This window comes from Corynebacterium sp. HMSC14B06, assembly GCF_001807075.1.
Classification (GTDB): Bacteria; Actinomycetota; Actinomycetes; order Mycobacteriales; family Mycobacteriaceae; genus Corynebacterium; species Corynebacterium jeikeium_D.
In genome coordinates this window covers 161,337-179,134 of record NZ_KV787362.1, presented here as the reverse complement: position 1 = coordinate 179,134, position 17,798 = coordinate 161,337, and the positions used below count along the sequence as shown (strand labels likewise).

General features: G+C 59.2%; 14 protein-coding genes. 10 read left to right on the top strand and 4 right to left on the bottom strand.

Translation table 11 applies throughout. From position 1 onward, the window contains the following. Positions 1–16 precede the first annotated feature (16 nt). From HMPREF3130_RS03780 to HMPREF3130_RS03770, 3 genes are read right to left on the bottom strand one after another with little or no spacing between them, the layout of a single operon-like run. Positions 17–733 (bottom strand): LutC/YkgG family protein, encoded by a 717-nt coding sequence (locus tag HMPREF3130_RS03780; RefSeq protein ID WP_016422443.1) that lies wholly within the window; start codon positions 731–733, stop codon positions 17–19. A 2-nt stretch (positions 734–735) separates the two neighbouring features. Next, positions 736–2,283: a LutB/LldF family L-lactate oxidation iron-sulfur protein gene (locus HMPREF3130_RS03775; RefSeq protein WP_049172036.1), complete on the bottom strand. Its 1,548-nt coding sequence runs from the start codon at positions 2,281–2,283 to the stop codon at positions 736–738. Then, positions 2,283–3,071, bottom strand: a complete 789-nt coding sequence (locus tag HMPREF3130_RS03770) for a (Fe-S)-binding protein (RefSeq protein ID WP_042388597.1) — start codon at positions 3,069–3,071, stop codon at positions 2,283–2,285. Before HMPREF3130_RS03770 ends, HMPREF3130_RS03775 begins: the two co-directional genes overlap by 1 nt. 213 nt (positions 3,072–3,284) lie before the next feature. Between HMPREF3130_RS03770 and argS the strand changes: the two genes are divergently transcribed. The 4 genes from argS to thrB all read left to right on the top strand — a co-directional run bounded on the left by argS (position 3,285) and on the right by thrB (position 8,679). Then, the gene (gene argS / locus HMPREF3130_RS03765) at positions 3,285–4,937 is read left to right on the top strand and encodes an arginine--tRNA ligase (protein ID WP_069358828.1); all 1,653 of its coding nucleotides are present in this window, start codon (positions 3,285–3,287) and stop codon (positions 4,935–4,937) included. 65 nt (positions 4,938–5,002) lie between these two features. After that, complete coding sequence (lysA, locus tag HMPREF3130_RS03760; protein WP_049194100.1) at positions 5,003–6,421, top strand: diaminopimelate decarboxylase; 1,419 nt, start codon at positions 5,003–5,005, stop codon at positions 6,419–6,421. Further along, positions 6,418–7,752: a homoserine dehydrogenase gene (locus tag HMPREF3130_RS03755; RefSeq protein ID WP_016422448.1), complete on the top strand. Its 1,335-nt coding sequence runs from the start codon at positions 6,418–6,420 to the stop codon at positions 7,750–7,752. The genes lysA and HMPREF3130_RS03755 overlap by 4 nt, the downstream gene beginning before the upstream one ends. After that, positions 7,753–8,679 carry a homoserine kinase gene (gene thrB, locus HMPREF3130_RS03750; RefSeq protein ID WP_049190091.1) on the top strand — a complete coding sequence of 309 codons (927 nt, stop codon included), beginning with the start codon at positions 7,753–7,755 and terminating at the stop codon, positions 8,677–8,679. A 45-nt stretch (positions 8,680–8,724) separates the two neighbouring features. Here thrB and HMPREF3130_RS03745 read toward each other — a convergent pair whose 3' ends face one another. Further along, a complete protein-coding gene (locus tag HMPREF3130_RS03745; RefSeq protein WP_070429335.1) occupies positions 8,725–10,443 on the bottom strand; it encodes a long-chain fatty-acid--CoA ligase in 1,719 nt (572 codons plus the stop codon). A gap of 515 nt (positions 10,444–10,958) precedes the next feature. On the opposite strand from HMPREF3130_RS03745, the gene rho reads away from it, so the two are divergent. From rho to HMPREF3130_RS03715, 6 genes are all read left to right on the top strand, one after another. Beyond that, positions 10,959–12,899, top strand: a complete 1,941-nt coding sequence (gene rho, locus HMPREF3130_RS03740) for a transcription termination factor Rho (RefSeq protein ID WP_070429334.1) — start codon at positions 10,959–10,961, stop codon at positions 12,897–12,899. Between the two features lie 66 nt (positions 12,900–12,965). Then, positions 12,966–14,039 carry a peptide chain release factor 1 gene (gene prfA, locus HMPREF3130_RS03735; RefSeq protein ID WP_005509382.1) on the top strand — a complete coding sequence of 358 codons (1,074 nt, stop codon included), beginning with the start codon at positions 12,966–12,968 and terminating at the stop codon, positions 14,037–14,039. Continuing rightward, positions 14,026–14,970 carry a peptide chain release factor N(5)-glutamine methyltransferase gene (gene prmC / locus HMPREF3130_RS03730; protein WP_070429333.1) on the top strand — a complete coding sequence of 315 codons (945 nt, stop codon included), beginning with the start codon at positions 14,026–14,028 and terminating at the stop codon, positions 14,968–14,970. The genes prfA and prmC overlap by 14 nt, the downstream gene beginning before the upstream one ends. Before the next feature lie 37 nt (positions 14,971–15,007). After that, complete coding sequence (locus HMPREF3130_RS03725; protein ID WP_005509411.1) at positions 15,008–15,664, top strand: L-threonylcarbamoyladenylate synthase; 657 nt, start codon at positions 15,008–15,010, stop codon at positions 15,662–15,664. Between the two features lie 82 nt (positions 15,665–15,746). Beyond that, on the top strand, positions 15,747–16,979 hold the full coding sequence (locus HMPREF3130_RS03720; RefSeq protein ID WP_224783720.1) for a glycosyltransferase family 4 protein: 1,233 nt from the start codon (positions 15,747–15,749) through the stop codon (positions 16,977–16,979). Next, positions 16,976–17,425 carry a Cg1360 family ATP-synthase-associated protein gene (locus HMPREF3130_RS03715; RefSeq protein ID WP_005509564.1) on the top strand — a complete coding sequence of 150 codons (450 nt, stop codon included), beginning with the start codon at positions 16,976–16,978 and terminating at the stop codon, positions 17,423–17,425. Before HMPREF3130_RS03720 ends, HMPREF3130_RS03715 begins: the two co-directional genes overlap by 4 nt. Positions 17,426–17,798 lie beyond the last annotated feature (373 nt).

Here is a 17,798-nt window from a genome sequence, read left to right as displayed (position 1 = left end):
CAGGGAGTATTCGCCCCTACCCAGCAATAATCACAATCAAGGTGCGCGGGCCGTGGACACCTTCGACGCGGGAAAGCTCGATATCCGAGGTCGCAGAAGGCCCGGAAATCATAGTGATTGGAGCCGTGGGGTCAACCTCTCGCAGGCGGGAAATGGCCTCCGGAATGCCAGAGACAATCGTTTCTGCTGGGACGACACAAATATGCTTATCCGGCACCAAGGTCAGGGCTCGGCGCCCGGAGGTAGCGGAGCCGTCCAGGAAAATGGTGCCGGTCTCCGCGCAGGTAACCGCAGAGCTGGTGACAATGGCATCGAGTTCGTCCAGTTCGCGGGCGTTGAAACCGGTATCGACGCGGATTTCGGTCGCCCCTTCAGCAGTCTCGCCAGAGCCAAGCCCCGCAACCCAGTCGCGGTCCAAGCCCTCGGGGATACCAATCAGCGAGGCCCCAACATCCGCAATAGCCTTCTTCACTGCGTCATTGATTTCAGTTGCCGAGCTGCCACAACGGCGCACATCGGCTTTGTAATCGGCGATGCGTTCGTCGGCAAGCGAAACGATGTCCTTGTGGGGCAGCTCCGAGCTTCGTTCATAGTCGCGTGGAACGGAGAAGTGCGCGCCGGGCTCGCCGGTGATAATGCCCACGTCAGAGGCTAAATCGCGGCCCTCAAAGGCAATCTTCTGCGCGTTGCGGATGCGGCCGAGAATGTCGTTTTTGGCGCCAGAGTTGGTCATCGCTAGGACTCCTTTTCGCTTTGGCCATTGATCTTGGTCGGTACCTGATGCGCCGATTCACGCGCCAACTGAGCGGAGAGATCCTCCGAACCCCACACGGAGCGGAAGGGCTTCTGCGGCGGCACCGGCGTGTCACGCACATCGGACCAACCGCTGAGGAACAGCGGCAGGGCGTGAATTTCGCCGTCCTTGAGGCCCAGCACGCGGGCGAGGGAGGCCATCTTTGCGCTCATATTCCAGAGCTTCTGATTGCCCATGATGAACCCGAGCGTGGCAAACAGCTTGCCCTCCACCGGCGGGCGGTGTTCCGTGACCTTACGGTGGCGCAGCTCCAGCAGTGCCGCAGGGATGTCAATTCGCACCGGGCAGACCTCAAAGCAAGCCCCGCACAGCGAAGACGCATAGGGCAGCGAAGCATTCGGATCATCGTAGGAATCCATGCCAGTGAGCTGCGGGGACAAAATCGCACCAATCGGGCCCGGGTAGACCGAACCGTAAGCGTGCCCGCCCACGTGTTCATAAACAGGGCAGATATTCAGGCATGCCGAGCAGCGAATGCACTTCAGCGCTTCACGCCCAATCGGATCTGCAAGAGTGGCCGAGCGCCCATTGTCCAGCAACACAATGTGGAAATTCTTCGGGCCGTCGCCGTCAGTCGTTCCCGTCCACAGAGAGGTGTAGGGATTCATACGCTCGCCTGTCGACGACCGTGGCAGTAGCTGCAAGAAGACTTCCAGATCCTGGAAGGTGGGAAGCAGCTTCTCAATACCCATCACCGAAATCAGTGTTTCCGGCAGTGTGAGACACATACGGCCGTTGCCCTCAGATTCGACGACGGCTACCGTGCCGGTTTCGGCTACACCGAAGTTGGCGCCGGAAATCGCAACCTTGGCCTCCATAAACTGCTCGCGCAGGAACTTACGGGATGCCTCGGCGAGATCGGCCGGATTGGCTTTCAGGTCCGGGTCGACTCCGGGGATTCCATTGAGGAAGATCTCGCGGATATCTTCGCGATTGCGGTGGATAGCAGGAACCAGGATGTGGCTCGGCATGTCGTCGGCAAGCTGAACGATGAGTTCCGCCAGGTCGGTTTCGCGGGCGGTGATGCCGGCGTCGGCAAGTGCTTCGTTCAAGCCGATTTCCTGCGTGGCCATCGACTTAATCTTGACGACCTTTTCTTCGCCGGTCTCTTTCACCAAGTCCGTGATGATGCGGTTTGCCTCGGCGGCATCGCGCGCCCAGTGGACGTGACCGCCGGCATTCGTAACTGACTCTTCAAACTGCTCCAGCAGTTCCGGCAGACGCGCCATAACATCGCGCTTGATGTGGCTGCCCGCGAGCCGCAGCTGCTCCCAGTCATTCTTCTCGGCTACGACATGCGCGCGCTTCTGACGAATCGAACGCGTGGCATGACCGACATTTTCGCGCATGCGAGTGTTCTTGAGCTCCTCGTGCGCTGCGGCCGTGAACCCGCGCGTACCGCGCAGATGCCCGACGTTGTGCGGCGCGCGGGGAGGAAGGGCTGGCATGCCGACGTTAATTGCGACCATTACTGTTCACCTCGCAGGGAAGCCTCTTGGCGGTTGTGCACATCAAACGGGGTCTCCTTGGTGGAGGCCAGAATCTCGGCCATATGGATGGCGTGCACGCCAGAGTCCTGGCGACGCAACGCGCCACCGATATTGAGCAAGCAGGAAGCATCGCCAGCGGTGACGAACTCCGCTTCCGTAGCGCGAATATTGGCTGTCTTGTCGGCAACCATTGCAGCGGAGGTCTCCGCATTCTTCACCGAGAAGGTGCCGCCAAAACCGCAGCACTCCGCCGCGCCAGGCAGCTCGCGCAGATCGATTCCATCGACCGCGCTGAGCAGCCGCCACGGACGGTCACCCACCTTGAGTACCCGCAAGCTGTGGCAGGTGGAGTGGTAGGTCACTGAGTGGGGGAAGTAAGCACCGACGTCAGTCACACCAGCGACATCGGTGATGAACTCGGAGAGATCCAGCGTCTTGTTCGCGCAGGCCTGTGCCGCGTGGACTTGGGCACGGGTACCGTAGCGGCCCGCAATCATCGGATGCTGGTGGCGAACGGCGCCGGCGCAGGAACCGGACGGGGCGACAACGTAATCAATCGAGGAATCTGCAAAAGCATCAGCGTAGGTGTCCAGCTGAGGAAGGACTTCCTTCTGGTACCCGGTGTTGACGTGCATTTGGCCGCAGCAGGTTTGTTGTGGTGGAAAGACCACATCGCATCCTAGGCGCGTGAGAACTCTGGCGGTCGCACTCACTGCATCTGGAAACATCATGTCCCCGATGCAGGTCGCGAAAAGTGCTACTTTCACGGTCGCTCCAAAAAGGGTTGAGGGGTAAGGCAATAATTTCCTACCTGAATGCTACGCCTAGCCCCGGATTAAATCTGTTCTCAACCTGAATTCGGCTGGATCGTGAAAGGGGCGCAGGACAGCCGGAGGCGGTGGCCTGCAGATACCCCTCAAATCAATCTTTTGGTGGCTGATGTTTCCACGACTGCGATTGACCTAATAGGATAGGCAATCGTGAATCCTGCTGATCTTGCTGTACTAGTCCGAAAAGTCACCGTCGAGGTTTTGACTGCCCACGATGCCGATGTCTCTATCGTGCCGGAAAACCCGACCGTCGAGCGTCCGCGTAACCCTGAGCACGGCGACTACGCAACCAATATCGCCATGCAGCTGGGCAAGCGCGTCGGCATGGTGCCGCGTGACTTGGCAACTGAAATTGCCACAGCGCTCGGCGCTTCTGAGGGCATCGATGAAGCAACCATCGCAGGCCCGGGCTTTATTAACATCCGCCTGGCCTCCGATGCCCAGGGCAAGATCGTCGAGGACGTCCTGGCAGCGGGGGAGAAGTGGGGCCATGCCGACTTCAACTCCAACCTCGACGTGAACCTGGAGTTTGTCTCCGCAAATCCGACCGGGCCGATTCACCTGGGTGGTACTCGCTGGGCAGCAGTCGGTGACGCTCTCGGTCGTGTCCTGTCTGCCACCGGTGCCAAGGTCACCCGCGAGTACTACTTCAATGACCACGGTCGCCAGATTGACCGCTTCTCCGACTCCTTGGTTGCAGCCGCTCGCAACGAGCCGACTCCGGAAGATGGCTACGGCGGAGAGTACATCCAGGACATCGCCGCTGCTGTGCTGGAGAAGAACCCGCAGGCACTCGAGGGCTCTGAGGAAGAGGTCCAGGAGCACTTCCGCGCCATCGGCGTGGACATGATGTTCGAGCACATCAAGAAGTCTCTGCACGAGTTCGGCACCGATTTCGACGTTTACTTCCACGAAAACTCGCTGTTCGAGTCCGGTCAGGTGGAAGCAGCTGTCAATTCCCTGAAGGAAAACGGCAAGCTCTACGAAGCTGACGGCGCATGGTGGCTGAAGTCCACCGATTACGGTGACGACAAGGACCGCGTGGTCATCAAGTCCGACGGCGACGCAGCCTACATCGCAGGTGACATCGCCTACGTTAAGAACAAGTTCGACCGCGGCCACAACCTGTGCATCTACATGCTGGGTGCCGATCACCACGGCTACATCGCACGTCTGCGCGCGGCCGCTGCAGCGCTCGGCTACAACGCCGATGGCGTCGAGGTGCTCATCGGTCAGATGGTCAACTTGCTTCGCGACGGCAAGGCTGTCCGGATGTCCAAGCGTGCGGGCACAGTGGTCACCTTGGACGACCTGGTTGAGGCAATCGGCGTCGATGCTGCTCGCTACTCGCTAATCCGTTCCTCCGTGGACTCCAGCCTGGATATCGACCTGGGGCTGTGGGCTTCGCAGTCCAGCGACAACCCGGTCTACTACGTCCAGTACGGTCACGCTCGTCTGTGCTCAATCGGTCGCCGTGCCGAAGAGGCCGGTGTGACCAGCGAAGGCGCTGACTTCTCCCTGCTGGTAGAGGACCGCGAAGGTGAGCTCATCCGCACTATCGGTGAGTTCCCGGCCATCATCAAGTCTGCTGCTGACCTGCGGGAACCACACCGCATTGCCCGTTACGCTGAGCAGCTTGCCGGTGTCTTCCACCGCTTCTACGACACCTGCCAGATCCTGCCAAAGGCAGACGAAGAGGTATCCGAGCTACACCGTGCTCGTCTCGGCCTGGCTGAGGCTACCCGCCAGACGCTGGCCAATGCTCTGCAGCTGCTCGGTGTTACTGCACCTGAGCGCATGTAGTCGAACGCGCCCGTAAAACTACACCCCGTTGCTCCGCCCGGGTAACGGAGAAAGAGAGCTGTTTCGTGCCTATCGACGGCAATGGTTTCGAACTGGGTGGCTACACCCGACCCGACTCCACCCAATTTAATGAACTACCAGCGCATGTCTGGCCAACTACCGCCCGTCGTCGGGGCGCTGACGAAGAGAATCCCGGCTCGGTGGAAATTGGTGGCGTGAGCCTGGTCGACATTGCCAAGGAGTTTGGCACTCCGGTTTTTGTCGTCGATGAGCAGGACTTCCGCTCTCGCTGCCGCTCGATGGCCAAGGCCTTCCGCGGCGCGGAGAATGTCCACTACGCATCCAAGGCTTTCCTGTCGAAGACCATTGCCCGCTGGGTAATGGAGGAGGGGCTGCATCTCGATGTCGCCTCGGGCAACGAGATGGCTATCGCTCTGGCGGCGGGTTTCCCAGCCAAGGACATGACCTTCCACGGCAACAACAAGTCCACCGCTGAGCTGCGTGATGCTATCTCCGCTGGCGTGGGCAAGATTGTGCTTGACTCCCGTTCGGAGCTGCGTCGCCTGTCCCAGGTGGCGGCTGAAGCAGGCGTGGTGCAGGACGTGCTCGTTCGCGTGAAGCCCGGTGTGGAAGCGCACACCCACGAGTTCATTGCTACTGCGCATGAAGATCAGAAGTTCGGCTTTTCCCTCGCGTCCGGTTCGGCGCTGGAAGCTGCCAACCTCGTAGAAGAGGACGACAATCTGCGCCTGGTTGGTCTGCACTGCCACATCGGCTCCCAGATTGTCGATTCCGACGGTTTCATTCTCGCCGCCGAGCGCGTGTTCTCACTGGTGGAAAAGCTGGTCGAACGCCACGGCACTGAAATCTCGGAACACTTCAACACCCTCGACCTCGGTGGCGGTTTCGGAATCGCCTACACCGCAGGCGAGCAGCCCCTCGACGTTGCTCCGCTTGCCGACGAGATCCTCACTGCCGTAGACAAGCTTGCGCAGCGTATCGGCATTGCGACTCCGACAGTGGCTGTTGAACCAGGTCGTGCCATCGTTGGCCCGTCCATGGTCACGGTGTACGAAGTGGGCACTTTGAAGGATGTGACCATCGATGACGGCATGACCCGTCGTTACGTATCGGTCGATGGCGGCATGAGCGACAATATTCGTCCGGCGCTTTACGGCTCGAACTATGATGGTCGCGTTGTTAATCGCGAGGTGTCCGGTTCCAGGATTCCCACCCGCGTCGTCGGAAAGCACTGTGAATCGGGAGACATTCTGATTAACGATGCGAACTACCCGAACGACATTGTCGAGGGTGATCTGTTCGCGCTCGCTGCTACTGGGGCATACTGTTACGCAATGGCCAGCCGCTACAACATGCTGACGCGACCACCAGTAGTGTCGGTATGCGATGGTCAAGTGACCCAAATATTAAGACGAGAAACCGTACAAGACTTACTAAGCCTGGAGTGTGAAACGCCACGATGACTGCCGCAACGAATAATCCTGGAAAGGGCGAGGGCCACAAAGTTGGTGTCGCTATTTTAGGTCTTGGCACAGTCGGTACTGAGGTTTACCGCCTGCTCAACGAGAAGGCTGAGGACTTCGAGCGCCGCATCGGCGGACCGGTCGAGGTCGTTGGTATTGCTGTGAGCGACAAGACCAAGCCGCGTCCGAATGTGGATCAGGATCTTCTTACCGACGATGCTTTTTCGCTGGTTCAGCGCGATGACGTTGACCTGGTAGTCGAGGTCATCGGCGGCATTGATTACCCACGTCGCGTTGTGCTGGAGGCACTGCGTGCCGGCAAGTCGGTCGTGACCGCCAACAAGGCACTCGTCGCCGCTCACGGCGAGGAGCTCTCTGAGGCTGCCGATTCCTCGGGTGTCGACCTTTTCTTCGAGGCAGCTGTGGCTGCAGCTATCCCGGTCGTCGGGCCGCTGCGCCGTTCGCTGGCCGGTGACACTGTCAATAAGGTCATGGGTATTGTCAACGGCACTACCAACTTCATCCTTGATGCGATGGACTCCACTGGTGCGGACTACGACGAGATGCTGGCAGAGGCCACCCGCCTGGGTTACGCCGAGGCCGACCCGACTGCAGACGTCGAGGGCCACGATGCCGCTTCCAAGGCAGCTATTCTGGCCAGCCTGGCATTCCACACCCGCGTGACTGCTGATGATGTTCACTGCGAGGGTATTACCGAGATCACCGCTGACGACATCGCAGCCGCCAAGAGCGCAGACTGCACCATTAAGCTGCTGGCTACCTGTGAGCGGGTTACGGACGAAAATGGCAAGGAGTCCATTTCCGCCCGCGTGTACCCAGCGCTGATTCCACGTCGTCACCCGCTGGCAACTGTGCGTGAGTCTTTCAACGCTGTCTTCATTGAGGCCGAGGCCGCTGGTCGCCTGATGTTCTACGGCAACGGCGCTGGTGGTAATCCGACCGCCTCCGCAGTGCTCGGTGACCTCGTTGCAGCTGCTCGCAACATTGTCCACGGTGGTCGCGCACCGGGAGATTCCACCTACGCTAACCTGCCGATTCTCGACTTCGGTGACGTTCGCACCCGCTACCACATCGACCTGCACGTCGACGATCGCGTCGGAGTGCTTGCCGATGTCGCTCGTACCTTCTCTGATCACAACATCTCCCTGCGCACCGTCCGCCAGGAAGAGGGCGCCAACGGCGCTCGCCTGGTCATCGTGACCCACAAGGCACTGGAGAAGGATTTGGAAGCAACGGTCGATGAATTGCGCGCCAACGACGCGGTTTTGGCCGTCAACAACGTCATTCGTATCGAAGGAATGGATATCTAAATGGCACAGGAGCTTTTCCCGGGTCAGAAGGTCACCGTCACGGTTGCAGGTTCGTCAGCGAACTTGGGCCCGGGCTTCGACACCCTGGGGTTGGCAGTTGCGCTCTACGACATCGTCGAGGTCGAGGTCATCGAGTCCGGTGTCGTCGTTGAAATTCACGGCGAGGGCGAAGTCGACCTGCCGCGCAACGAATCTAATCTGGTTTTGCGCGCGATTCGCGCGGGCCTTCGCGCCGCAGGAGTCGAGGCACCGGGGCTGAAGGTTATTTGCCACAACACCATTCCGCAGTCGCGCGGTCTAGGCTCTTCCGCAGCCGCCGCCGTTGCTGGTGTCGCTGCCGCTAACGGTCTGGCGGGCTTCCCGCTTACCGATGACCAGGTAATCCAAGAATCCTCGGTATTCGAAGGCCACCCGGATAACGCTGGCGCATCCGTTCTCGGCGGGGCAGTGGTCAGCTGGACCGACAAGCCTGTCGATGGTCGTACCGCGCCCCAGTACCGAGCAGTGAGCATTCCGGTGCATGAGTCCATTCAGGCGACCGCACTCGTACCGGCATTCCACGCCTCCACGAATGCAGTTCGTCAGGTGCTGCCGAGCGATGTTTCGCATGTCGACGCTCGTTTCAATGTCTCTCGTACTGCGGTTATGACCGCAGCGCTGCAGTCCCACCCGGAACTGCTGTGGGAGGGAACGCGAGATCGCCTGCACCAGCCGTACCGCTCCGACGTGCTGCCGGTGACCGCAGAGTGGGTCAACCGCCTGCGCAACCGTGGCTACGCAGCATTTCTCTCGGGTGCTGGCCCGACCTGTATGGTTCTGGGAACTACTGCAGTGGATGAGAAAATCTTGGACGATGCCCGCGAGGCTGGCATCAAGGTCATGGAGCTGGGAATCGGCGAGCCGGTTAAGGTCGTGGTCGACGGCTAAGCCGCCGCTGCGGCCAGGTGCCGAGCCAGTGGCTTAGCCTGCCACCTATTTTTCGCCCGGCCCCTTCAGTTTCACGATGCTGTACTGACCTGCGCTCAAGTGCGAGCGCAGGTCTTTCTTGTCGAACTTGCCCACTGAGGTCTTATCGATTGAGTCCACGAAGGCCCAGTACTCCGGCAACATCCACTTTGGCAGCTTTGGCCGCAGCTCATCGCGGAGCATTTCAGCGGTCTCCTTGCTTGGTTCAACTTCCGGCATCAGCACCGTAATGGCGAGCGGTCGCTCACCCCACTTCTTATCTGGCATGCCGATAATCGCGCACTCGAGTACCTGTGGGCTTTCCATTACGAAGTTCTCCAGCTGAGCAGAGTAGATCCACTCGCCACCGGAACGAATGACATCGCGAGCACGGTCATGAATAGTCAGATAGCCGTCGTGAGTAATCGAGCCGACATCGCCAGTGCGGAGCCACCCGTCCTCGGTGAACTGTTCGCTAGCCTCGTCGACCTCCGCACCGCGAAAGAAGTGCGCGGTGCCTCCATCTTGAGCCTCCGGAGAACTGTAGTAGCCTCCGGTGACCGTGTTGCCGCGCACCTGCAGCTCACCCTGGTTGCGGTCATGCAGGTCGAGCACGCGGTCGTTGTCATCAACAATGCGGAACTGCATGATGTCCGGGAAACGCCCTTGGCTGACACGGTAGCGTTCGCGGGCCTCACCGGAGGCGCCGTACGGAGGTCGTGCCACGGTACCGATAGGCGAAGTCTCGGTCATGCCCCAGAAGTGGATGACATCGACACCGTAGCGCTCTTCCCATAGCCGAATCAATGCAGGTGGGACAGGAGAACCGCCCGAGAAAATCTCCTGCAGACTCATGCGCTTCGGAGGATTGCTGAGGTAGTGTGCCATGAGGTTAATCCACAGCGTCGGCACGCCCTGAGCTACGCGCGGCATTGAGGTTTCGATGATTTCTGCCAGACGCGGTGCGGACAGGTCCGCGCCGGGGAAGATTAGCGACGCCCCGCACATGAAGGAGGCCAGCGGCACGCCCCAGGACAGGACGTGATAAATGGGCACACAGCAAAGCCACGGGTTTCCATGCGAGATGGCAAAGGAGTCAGTGGTGCGCATATTCAGGCTGTGCAAGTACAGCGAACGGTGGCTGTAGACGACACCTTTAGGTGCGCCCTCGGTGCCCGTCGAATAGCACATGGCTGCACCGGAGTTTTCATCGAGCTCAGGCCAGTCGAAGCGGCTGGGGCGTCCGTCGATGAGCGATTCGTAGGAGTACCACGGGATACCATCCGGCAGTTGCTCAGCCACGTCGGACAGATCACCGATACCGATAATGATGACAGCGCGGACGCGCGGGCAGTGGGGAAGAACCTCGGCGAGCAGTTCGATCTCGGTCGGGTCCGCGATGATGACCTGGTCATCGGCGTGATTGATAATGTGCACAATCTGATCCGGCATGAGCTGCTTGTTCAGCGGCTGGAATACCGCGCCCATGGAGGCGACGCCGAGGAAGACCTCGAAGTGTTCGGTGCAGTTGTACATCAGGGTAGCGATGCGCTGATCCCCGTCGATGCCGAGCTCATCGCGAAGTGCATGTGCCAGCGCACTAGCGCGCGCGGCGATGGCGGCAAAAGTGGTGGTCTCGGGGCCGTCACTGTTCCAGGAGGTCACCGGAGTCCGACCGTGAATGGTGCGACCGTATTCCACAATCTGAGCGATGTTGAGAGGAATATGAGGCATCGTACTGCGCATGAGCTCTACAGTACCGACTCACAGCCCCGCGACCTAGCGAAACGCAGGTGAGAACTAGTGTTGCTACCTGACTATTTGGTGACTATCCTTGGGCAATAGGTCGTTTTCAATACGCGGCTAGATACGTACTTCTTCATGTACTCCGCTTGCCGTTGACCTTCGCAGTTGTTCACACAATGCGATGGCGCAACGTGACATTGAAAACACATAAATCAGTAGTGCGACTACATAGTCTTGCGGTGCTGTGGACCTAAAATTTCCTAACCATCTTCAGCCCGGACGCTCGGGTTTGAGATGCGGAAATAATGTAGGCAAGATGCCTCGGTTTAGTTTCAACGTCGAGGTCTTTTGCCTGGCTTTTTCGATAATTTCCCGTCAGCAGCGGATACTTTTTCGCCCGTGGTAAAGGTTCGACGACGGAGCACACGCGGTGGCGGGCAGTAAGAGCGAAAAAGTGCCAATGACATAGCCCCCTGTAGAGAGTGACTGCAGGGAAGGTCGATGAAAGGACATCCGTGACCGATACGGACACCACTGCCACGGCAGGCGGCCCAGAGAATCTTGCGGCCCTCCGAATGGCAGAACTGCGTGAAATCGCTTCCAGCAAGGGCATTCGCGGCATCTCCGCCATGCGCAAGCATGAGCTGATTGAGGCCATTAAGAATGGTGCCCCGGCTGCTGGTTCCGCTCCCGCTCGGAAATCCCGCGCGAAGAAGGCTGTGGCTGGGGCTGCGGATACCGGCTCCAAGGCGAAGGATGCCAAGGAATCGCCGTCGGAAAGCGCGGATAAGGGTTCCAGTAAGAGCGCCGACAAGAGCGACAAGGGCAACGACAAGCGAGACGACGCCAACGCGGATGGTCGCGAGGAGATGTCCCGTTCTCAGCAGCGTCGAAATCGTCGTAACCGTGCTCGTCAGCGCGAGCAGGAGAATCAGGACGATCGCAGCAACGATAGCCGCGATGATTCCGATAACGGCAACGACCGCAGTGAGCGTAACGACAATCGCAACGATCGTAATGATCGTAATGACCGCGGTGATCGCAACGACCGTAATAACCGCAACGATCGCAACAACCACGATCGAGACAACGACGATGAAGGCCGCGGCAACCGCAACAACCGCCGCGGTCGCAACAACAATCGCAATAACCATGACGATGACGGTCGTGGCAACCGTAACCGCCGCAACCGTCGCAATCGCCGCGACCGTCGCGGACGCGATAACAACGGTGGGGGACACGGCGGTCAGGACGAGATCCGCGAGGATGACGTTCTCCAGCCGGTGGCTGGCATCGTCGATGTGCTAGATAACAAGACCGCATTCGTGCGCACGTCCGGATACCTGCCGGGCTCTAACGATGTGCTGGTGTCCGCGCAAATGGTTCGTAAGTACGGCCTGCGCAAGGGCGACGCCGTCACCGGTCAGGTCCGCATGCCGCGCGAGAATGGCTCGGGCCAGGTCACTCATGGCAACGGCCGTAATCGCCGCAAGTACAACCCGCTGGTCAAGGTTGAAACCGTAAACGGCATCGATCCGGAGCAGGCAAAGCAGCGCCCGAACTTCGCTAAGCTCACTCCGCTGTACCCGAACCGCCGCCTGCGCCTGGAGACCGAGCAGAAGATTCTCACCACTCGCGTCATCGACCTGATTATGCCGATTGGTAAGGGTCAGCGTGCGCTCATCGTTTCGCCGCCGAAGGCCGGTAAGACCACGATCCTGCAGAACATTGCGAACGCTATCGCGACGAACAACCCCGAGTGCTACATGATGGTCGTGCTTGTCGACGAGCGCCCGGAGGAAGTCACCGACATGCAGCGCAGTGTCCGTGGCGAGGTTATTGCTTCTACCTTCGACCGCCCGCCGTCAGATCACACGGCAGTGGCCGAGTTGGCTATTGAGCGTGCAAAGCGTCTGGTGGAACAGGGGCAGGACGTCGTCGTACTGCTGGACTCCATTACCCGCCTTGGCCGTGCGTACAACAACTCTTCGCCGGCATCGGGACGAATCCTCTCCGGTGGTGTGGACTCCAACGCTCTGTACCCACCGAAGCGCTTCTTGGGTGCTGCCCGAAACATCGAAGAAGGCGGCAGCCTCACCATCATCGCCACTGCGATGGTGGAGACCGGTTCCGCAGGCGACACCGTCATCTTCGAGGAGTTCAAGGGCACCGGTAACGCCGAGCTGAAGCTCGACCGTAAAATCTCCGAGCGCCGCGTGTTCCCGGCAGTGGATGTCAACCCGTCGGGTACTCGTAAGGATGAGCTGCTGCTCAGCACGGAGGAGGCTCGCATTATGCACAAGCTGCGCCGCATCCTCTCCGCGCTGGAGTCGCAGGCTGCTATTGACCTGTTGATTAAGCAGTTGAAGAAGACCCGGAACAATAAGGAATTCCTGATGCAGGTGGCTTCTTCTGCACCAATGGCCGCCGACGTTGATGTGGACGACATGCTTTAGCTGGGGTTAGCCGCAAACCACAGCACCAACCAGCATTTCACCCATCACAATCTGAAGGAATATTCAATGGCTAATCAGGTTTCCGCAGTTGACGACATCCTCTCCGAATACCACGGGCTTGAGGCGCAGCTGGCAGACCCCGAGCTGCACAACGACCCGAAGGCTGCCCGTAAGGTCGGCAAGCGCTTCAATGAGTTGCAGCCGGTCATTCAGACTCACAAGAAGTTGACTGAGGTCCAGGATGACCTGGAGGCAGCTCGCGAGATGGCATACGAGGACTCCGAATTCGCAGCTGAGGCTGAGCGTCTCGCTGCCGAGGCAGAGGAGCTCGAGGAAAAGCTCGCCGACCTGCTGGCTCCGCGCGATCCGCACGACAGCGATGACATCGTTATGGAGCTCAAGTCCGGTGCCGGCGGTGAGGAGGCAGCGCTCTTCGCAGGTGAGCTCGCTCGCATGTACCAGCGCTATGCAGAAAAGCACGGCTTTACCACCGAGATTCTCGGTCTGTCCGAGTCTGATCTCGGCGGCGTGAAGGACATGACTATGTCCATCCGAGCTAAGACTCCGTCCCGTGACGGTGCGTGGAGCGTGTTCAAGTTTGAAGGTGGCGTTCACCGTGTGCAGCGCGTGCCGGTTACCGAATCTCAGGGCCGTATTCAGACTTCCGCGGCTGGTGTGCTGGTCTACCCGGAGCCCGACGAGGTCGAAGACATCCAGATTGATGAAAAGGATTTGCGCGTCGACGTCTACCGCTCCTCCGGTAAGGGCGGTCAGGGTGTTAACACCACTGACTCCGCCGTTCGCCTGACGCACCTGCCGACTGGTCTCGTTGTTACCTGTCAGAAGGAACGCTCGCAGATTCAGAACAAGGCCCGCGCTATGCAGGTCCTTGCTGCTCGACTGCAGCAGATGAAGGAAGAGGAGATCGCCGAGGCCGCCTCTGACCAGCGTAAGTCTCAGGTGCGCAACATGGATCGCTCCGAGCGCATCCGCACTTACAACTTCCCGGAGAACCGCGTTTCCGATCACCGCATCGGTTACAAGGCTCACAACCTGGACTCGGTGCTGGGCGGCGACATGGATGACCTGCTCAAGGCCCTCCACGACGCGGAGCGCGCTGAGCGTCTTGAAGCCGAGTAGCCCCACGCCCGCAGAAAATAGCTCGCCGACGTTACCGGATTCCGTCCGTACTCTCGGCGAGCTGTTTCGCTATGCGCGTCGCACGCTTGACGACGCGGCGCTGGCTTCTCCGGATGCCGACGCGCGGGCGCTAATTGCAGCTGCTATCAATGCGGGACCGGCAGACATCATCTTCCGCGGCGACGAACCGTACACCGATGAGGACGGTCGCAAGTATCTGGCCGAGGTACTGGCCCGCAGAGTGGCTCGTGAGCCACTGCAGCACATCCTCGGTACGGCGCCGATGATGAGCCTGGAACTACAGGTTGGGCCCGGTGTTTTTGTACCCCGGCCGGAGACGGAACTGCTTGCGCAGTGGGCAATCGATCGAGCCCGTGAACTGGTCGCAAGTGGCGTCGTCAAGCCGAAAATCGTTGACTTGTGTACTGGATCCGGTGCGTTGGCGTTGGCGATCGCCGATGCCGTACCCGAAGCGGACGTGGTGGCTGTGGAGCTCTCTGAGCGGGCACGAGCGTGGGCTGCGAAGAATATCGAGACGTACGGCGATGGGCGTGTGCGTCTGATTGCTGGCGATGTCACGGATGTTCAGCTGATTGATGATGGCGCTGAGCTCGCAGAATGGGTAGGCGAGACCGACATTGTTGTGTCCAACCCTCCATATGTGCCCGAAGACACCGAAGTTGACCCCGAAGTGAGGGCTGATCCGCACTCGGCGGTTTTCGGCGGCGACGATGGGTTAGATGTCATTCGACCTATGATGAACCTAGTGGATGCGCTGGTGCGGCCGGGTGGAGTCATCGGCATCGAGCACGATGACTCTTCAGGAGACGATGTCAGTTCACTGCTAAAGGACACCTGGGATTACGCTGATGTAGAGGTCCACCGTGACTTTGCAGGCCGTGACCGTTTTACGGTGGGACGCAAAAATTGATCTTAAAAGCAAACTTTGAAGCAGGAGCACAAATCTGATGAGCAGGATTATGGACTGCAGCACAGATGAAAACCGCGAACGCGCAATTGCAGCAGCAGTAGATGCAGTGAAGGCAGGACGGCTGGTCGTTATGCCTACCGATACCGTCTATGGTCTTGGCTGCGATGCCTTTGATAACCAGGCCGTTGCCTCCTTGCTGCGTGCCAAGCACCGCGGCCCGGATATGCCGGTACCGGTGCTCGTGGGTTCCTGGAACACGATTGAGGGGCTCGTCCGCGAATACTCGCCAGCTGCTCGCACGCTGGTGGAGGCTTTCTGGCCGGGCGGACTGTCGCTGGTTGTGAACCAGGCGCCGAGCTTGCCGTGGAACCTTGGTGATACCGCGGGTACGGTCATGCTGCGCATGCCGCTGCACCCAATTGCTATCGAGATTCTGCGCCGCACCGGTCCGATGGCCGTGTCCAGTGCGAACATCTCCGGCCAGGCACCGGCCACCAATGCCGTGCGTGCCAAGCAGATGTTGGGTGGGGAAGCGGCTGTCTACGTCGACGGCGGCGAAGCCACGATTGGCACCCCATCGACGATTGTCGATATCTCGACTCCAGTGCCGCGGATTCTGCGCGAAGGCGCTGTGTCAGCAGCGGCGGTTGCCGAGGTTTTGAGTACTACGCCCGAGCGACTGCTGGGGCAGTAGTCTTGTCTACCTAAGGCTTTTCCTGTTTAGTATCTGCAGCGATTGTGTGGGTGAGTAGTACCTAGTGGCGGACATGAGCTTATTGGCAGCCCAGTCGGGTGGGGCAGGTGTGCCCATCCGCGAGCTCGCCATGCTCGTTTTAGTTTCCGCTGCTGTCAGTTATTTGCTCACTGGAGTGGTGCGTTATGTGCTGGTCCGCTCGGGCTGGTTGGATGCCCCCCGCACGCGCGATGTCCACGATATTCCGAAGCCCAGGCTCGGAGGCGTGGCGATGTACTCCGGGGTGGTCGCAGCTATCGCCCTTGCCTCGGTGATGCCGGCTCTCAACCGTGGTTTTCCGCCCATGACTCCAGATATGAGGGCAGTTGTGGCGGCCGCGTCGCTCTTGCTAATCGTCGGTATTTGGGATGACCTCTTTGACTTAGATGCCCTCACGAAGTTGGTGGGGCAGGTCGCGGCGGCACTTTTGATGTCATTTATGGGCGTCAATTGGTATCTGCTCTATATCCCGTTCAGTGGCGGCGCCACGCTCATTCTCGATCCAATCATGTCCACAGTCTTGACTGTCCTATTTACTGTGGCATTGATTAACGCCTTCAATTTTGTTGACGGCATTGATGGTCTCGCAGCTGGACTCGGCATGATCGCCGCAGCTGCAATCCTTGTCTATTCGATGGTCATGCTCCATGATCAAGGTGGCACCGTCTCTGCCTATCCGCCAGCGATGATTTCCGCGTGTCTCCTCGGCGCTTGCCTGGGCTTCTTGCCTCACAACTTCGAGCCCGCACGCATTTTCATGGGCGATTCCGGTGCCATGATGATCGGTTTGCTGCTCGCAGCGGCATCGGTGTCGGCGTCGGGACGCATCGCGCCCTCCATGTACGGCACCGCTGACGTCATCGCTCTAATCTCGCCGGTTGTGGTCGTCATCGCAGCAATTAGCGTGCCAATGCTCGACTTGCTGCTTGCTGTCGTTCGCCGCGTCAGCCAGGGCAAGTCACCTTTCTCACCCGACAAAATGCATATTCACCACCGCCTCCTGTCGATGGGACACAGTCATCGCCGCGTGGTGCTAGTGCTTTACCTATGGGTGTCGGTCGTCGCGTACGCCGCCGTTGCCACCACCATTTTCCCCTTTGAATTTGTCGCTCTCACCTTCGGGATCCTGCTTATCATCGCGGTTGTCTTCACCCTCCGCCGTCGCAATGCGCTTGCCGACGACCGTTCAACGGGAGCGCGTCCCAGAAGTGGAAGTGGGGTCCGGCAGGTTATAAGACGTCGACGTGGACGCAGAAGGTACAATCTTCGACCGTGACTGAAAAAACAACTCCGGAGCCCGAGTCTAAATACGATGATTCGCGGCGACCGCTGCTGGCTGCTGCTCGCTCGGGCGCAATCGCGCTCGCTGTGATTACCGTGCTTTCGCTGCTGGTCTGGGGTGGCAAAAACGGTATGCCCGGTGTCTGGGGCGTACTCCTTGGTGCGGGCATTAGCGGAAGCTTCGTATTGCTTACCGTTCTAGGCATCCTCTTTACTGCTCGAACTTCGCCGTCCGTTACGCTTGCCGTTGTACTGGGTGGCTGGTTGTTGAAGATTGTCGTATTGATCGGTGTCCTGGTTGTTATTAGAAATCTTGAGTTTTATGACAACATGACTTTCTTCGTCACTGTTGTACTCACGCTGATGGTGACGCTGGGTGCAGAAGTGTGGGGAATGTCGCAATCTAACCTCACTTATGTGCAACCAATGAAGGACGAATAGCTCGTTAATAACTTGTTGACCTGCTGAGAGGCTGCAATGCGCCTCTAAAACCGCAGGTAATAAGCATATTGTCCAGTTTGTGCAGAAGATGCCACAAATAGAGGCCGAAACCCACAGCGGGGGTCGGCCTCTTTGTTGGTTTCGGGGTCGGAAACGCGGGGGTGTACCGGGTGGGGAAAATGAGGCAGAACTGTTATCCTGAGTTTCGGGTAAGACGGCCTGTAGCGAAATAACTATCATTTCCACAGGTACGGTCCCCGTGAGCGCCGTGCTGATGAGCGAATGGAATCCGCGGCGCGACACGTTAAATGACGTCCTTCGCACCGCTTGACAATAGTTCTAGCGGCCCAATCACGGGAGAGAACGCTGAGCG

What these genes read in the sequence shown, in the direction of transcription:
- thrB (WP_049190091.1), top strand. Translation starts at nt 7,753, where the DNA reads ATGGCACAGGAGCTTTTCCCGGGTCAGAAGGTCACCGTCACGGTTGCA.
- HMPREF3130_RS03745 (WP_070429335.1), bottom strand. Translation starts at nt 10,443, where the DNA reads ATGCGCAGTACGATGCCTCATATTCCTCTCAACATCGCTCAGATTGTG.
- HMPREF3130_RS03755 (WP_016422448.1), top strand. Translation starts at nt 6,418, where the DNA reads ATGACTGCCGCAACGAATAATCCTGGAAAGGGCGAGGGCCACAAAGTT.
- HMPREF3130_RS03775 (WP_049172036.1), bottom strand. Translation starts at nt 2,283, where the DNA reads ATGGTCGCAATTAACGTCGGCATGCCAGCCCTTCCTCCCCGCGCGCCG.
- HMPREF3130_RS03780 (WP_016422443.1), bottom strand. Translation starts at nt 733, where the DNA reads ATGACCAACTCTGGCGCCAAAAACGACATTCTCGGCCGCATCCGCAAC.
- prfA (WP_005509382.1), top strand. Translation starts at nt 12,966, where the DNA reads ATGGCTAATCAGGTTTCCGCAGTTGACGACATCCTCTCCGAATACCAC.
- HMPREF3130_RS03725 (WP_005509411.1), top strand. Translation starts at nt 15,008, where the DNA reads ATGAGCAGGATTATGGACTGCAGCACAGATGAAAACCGCGAACGCGCA.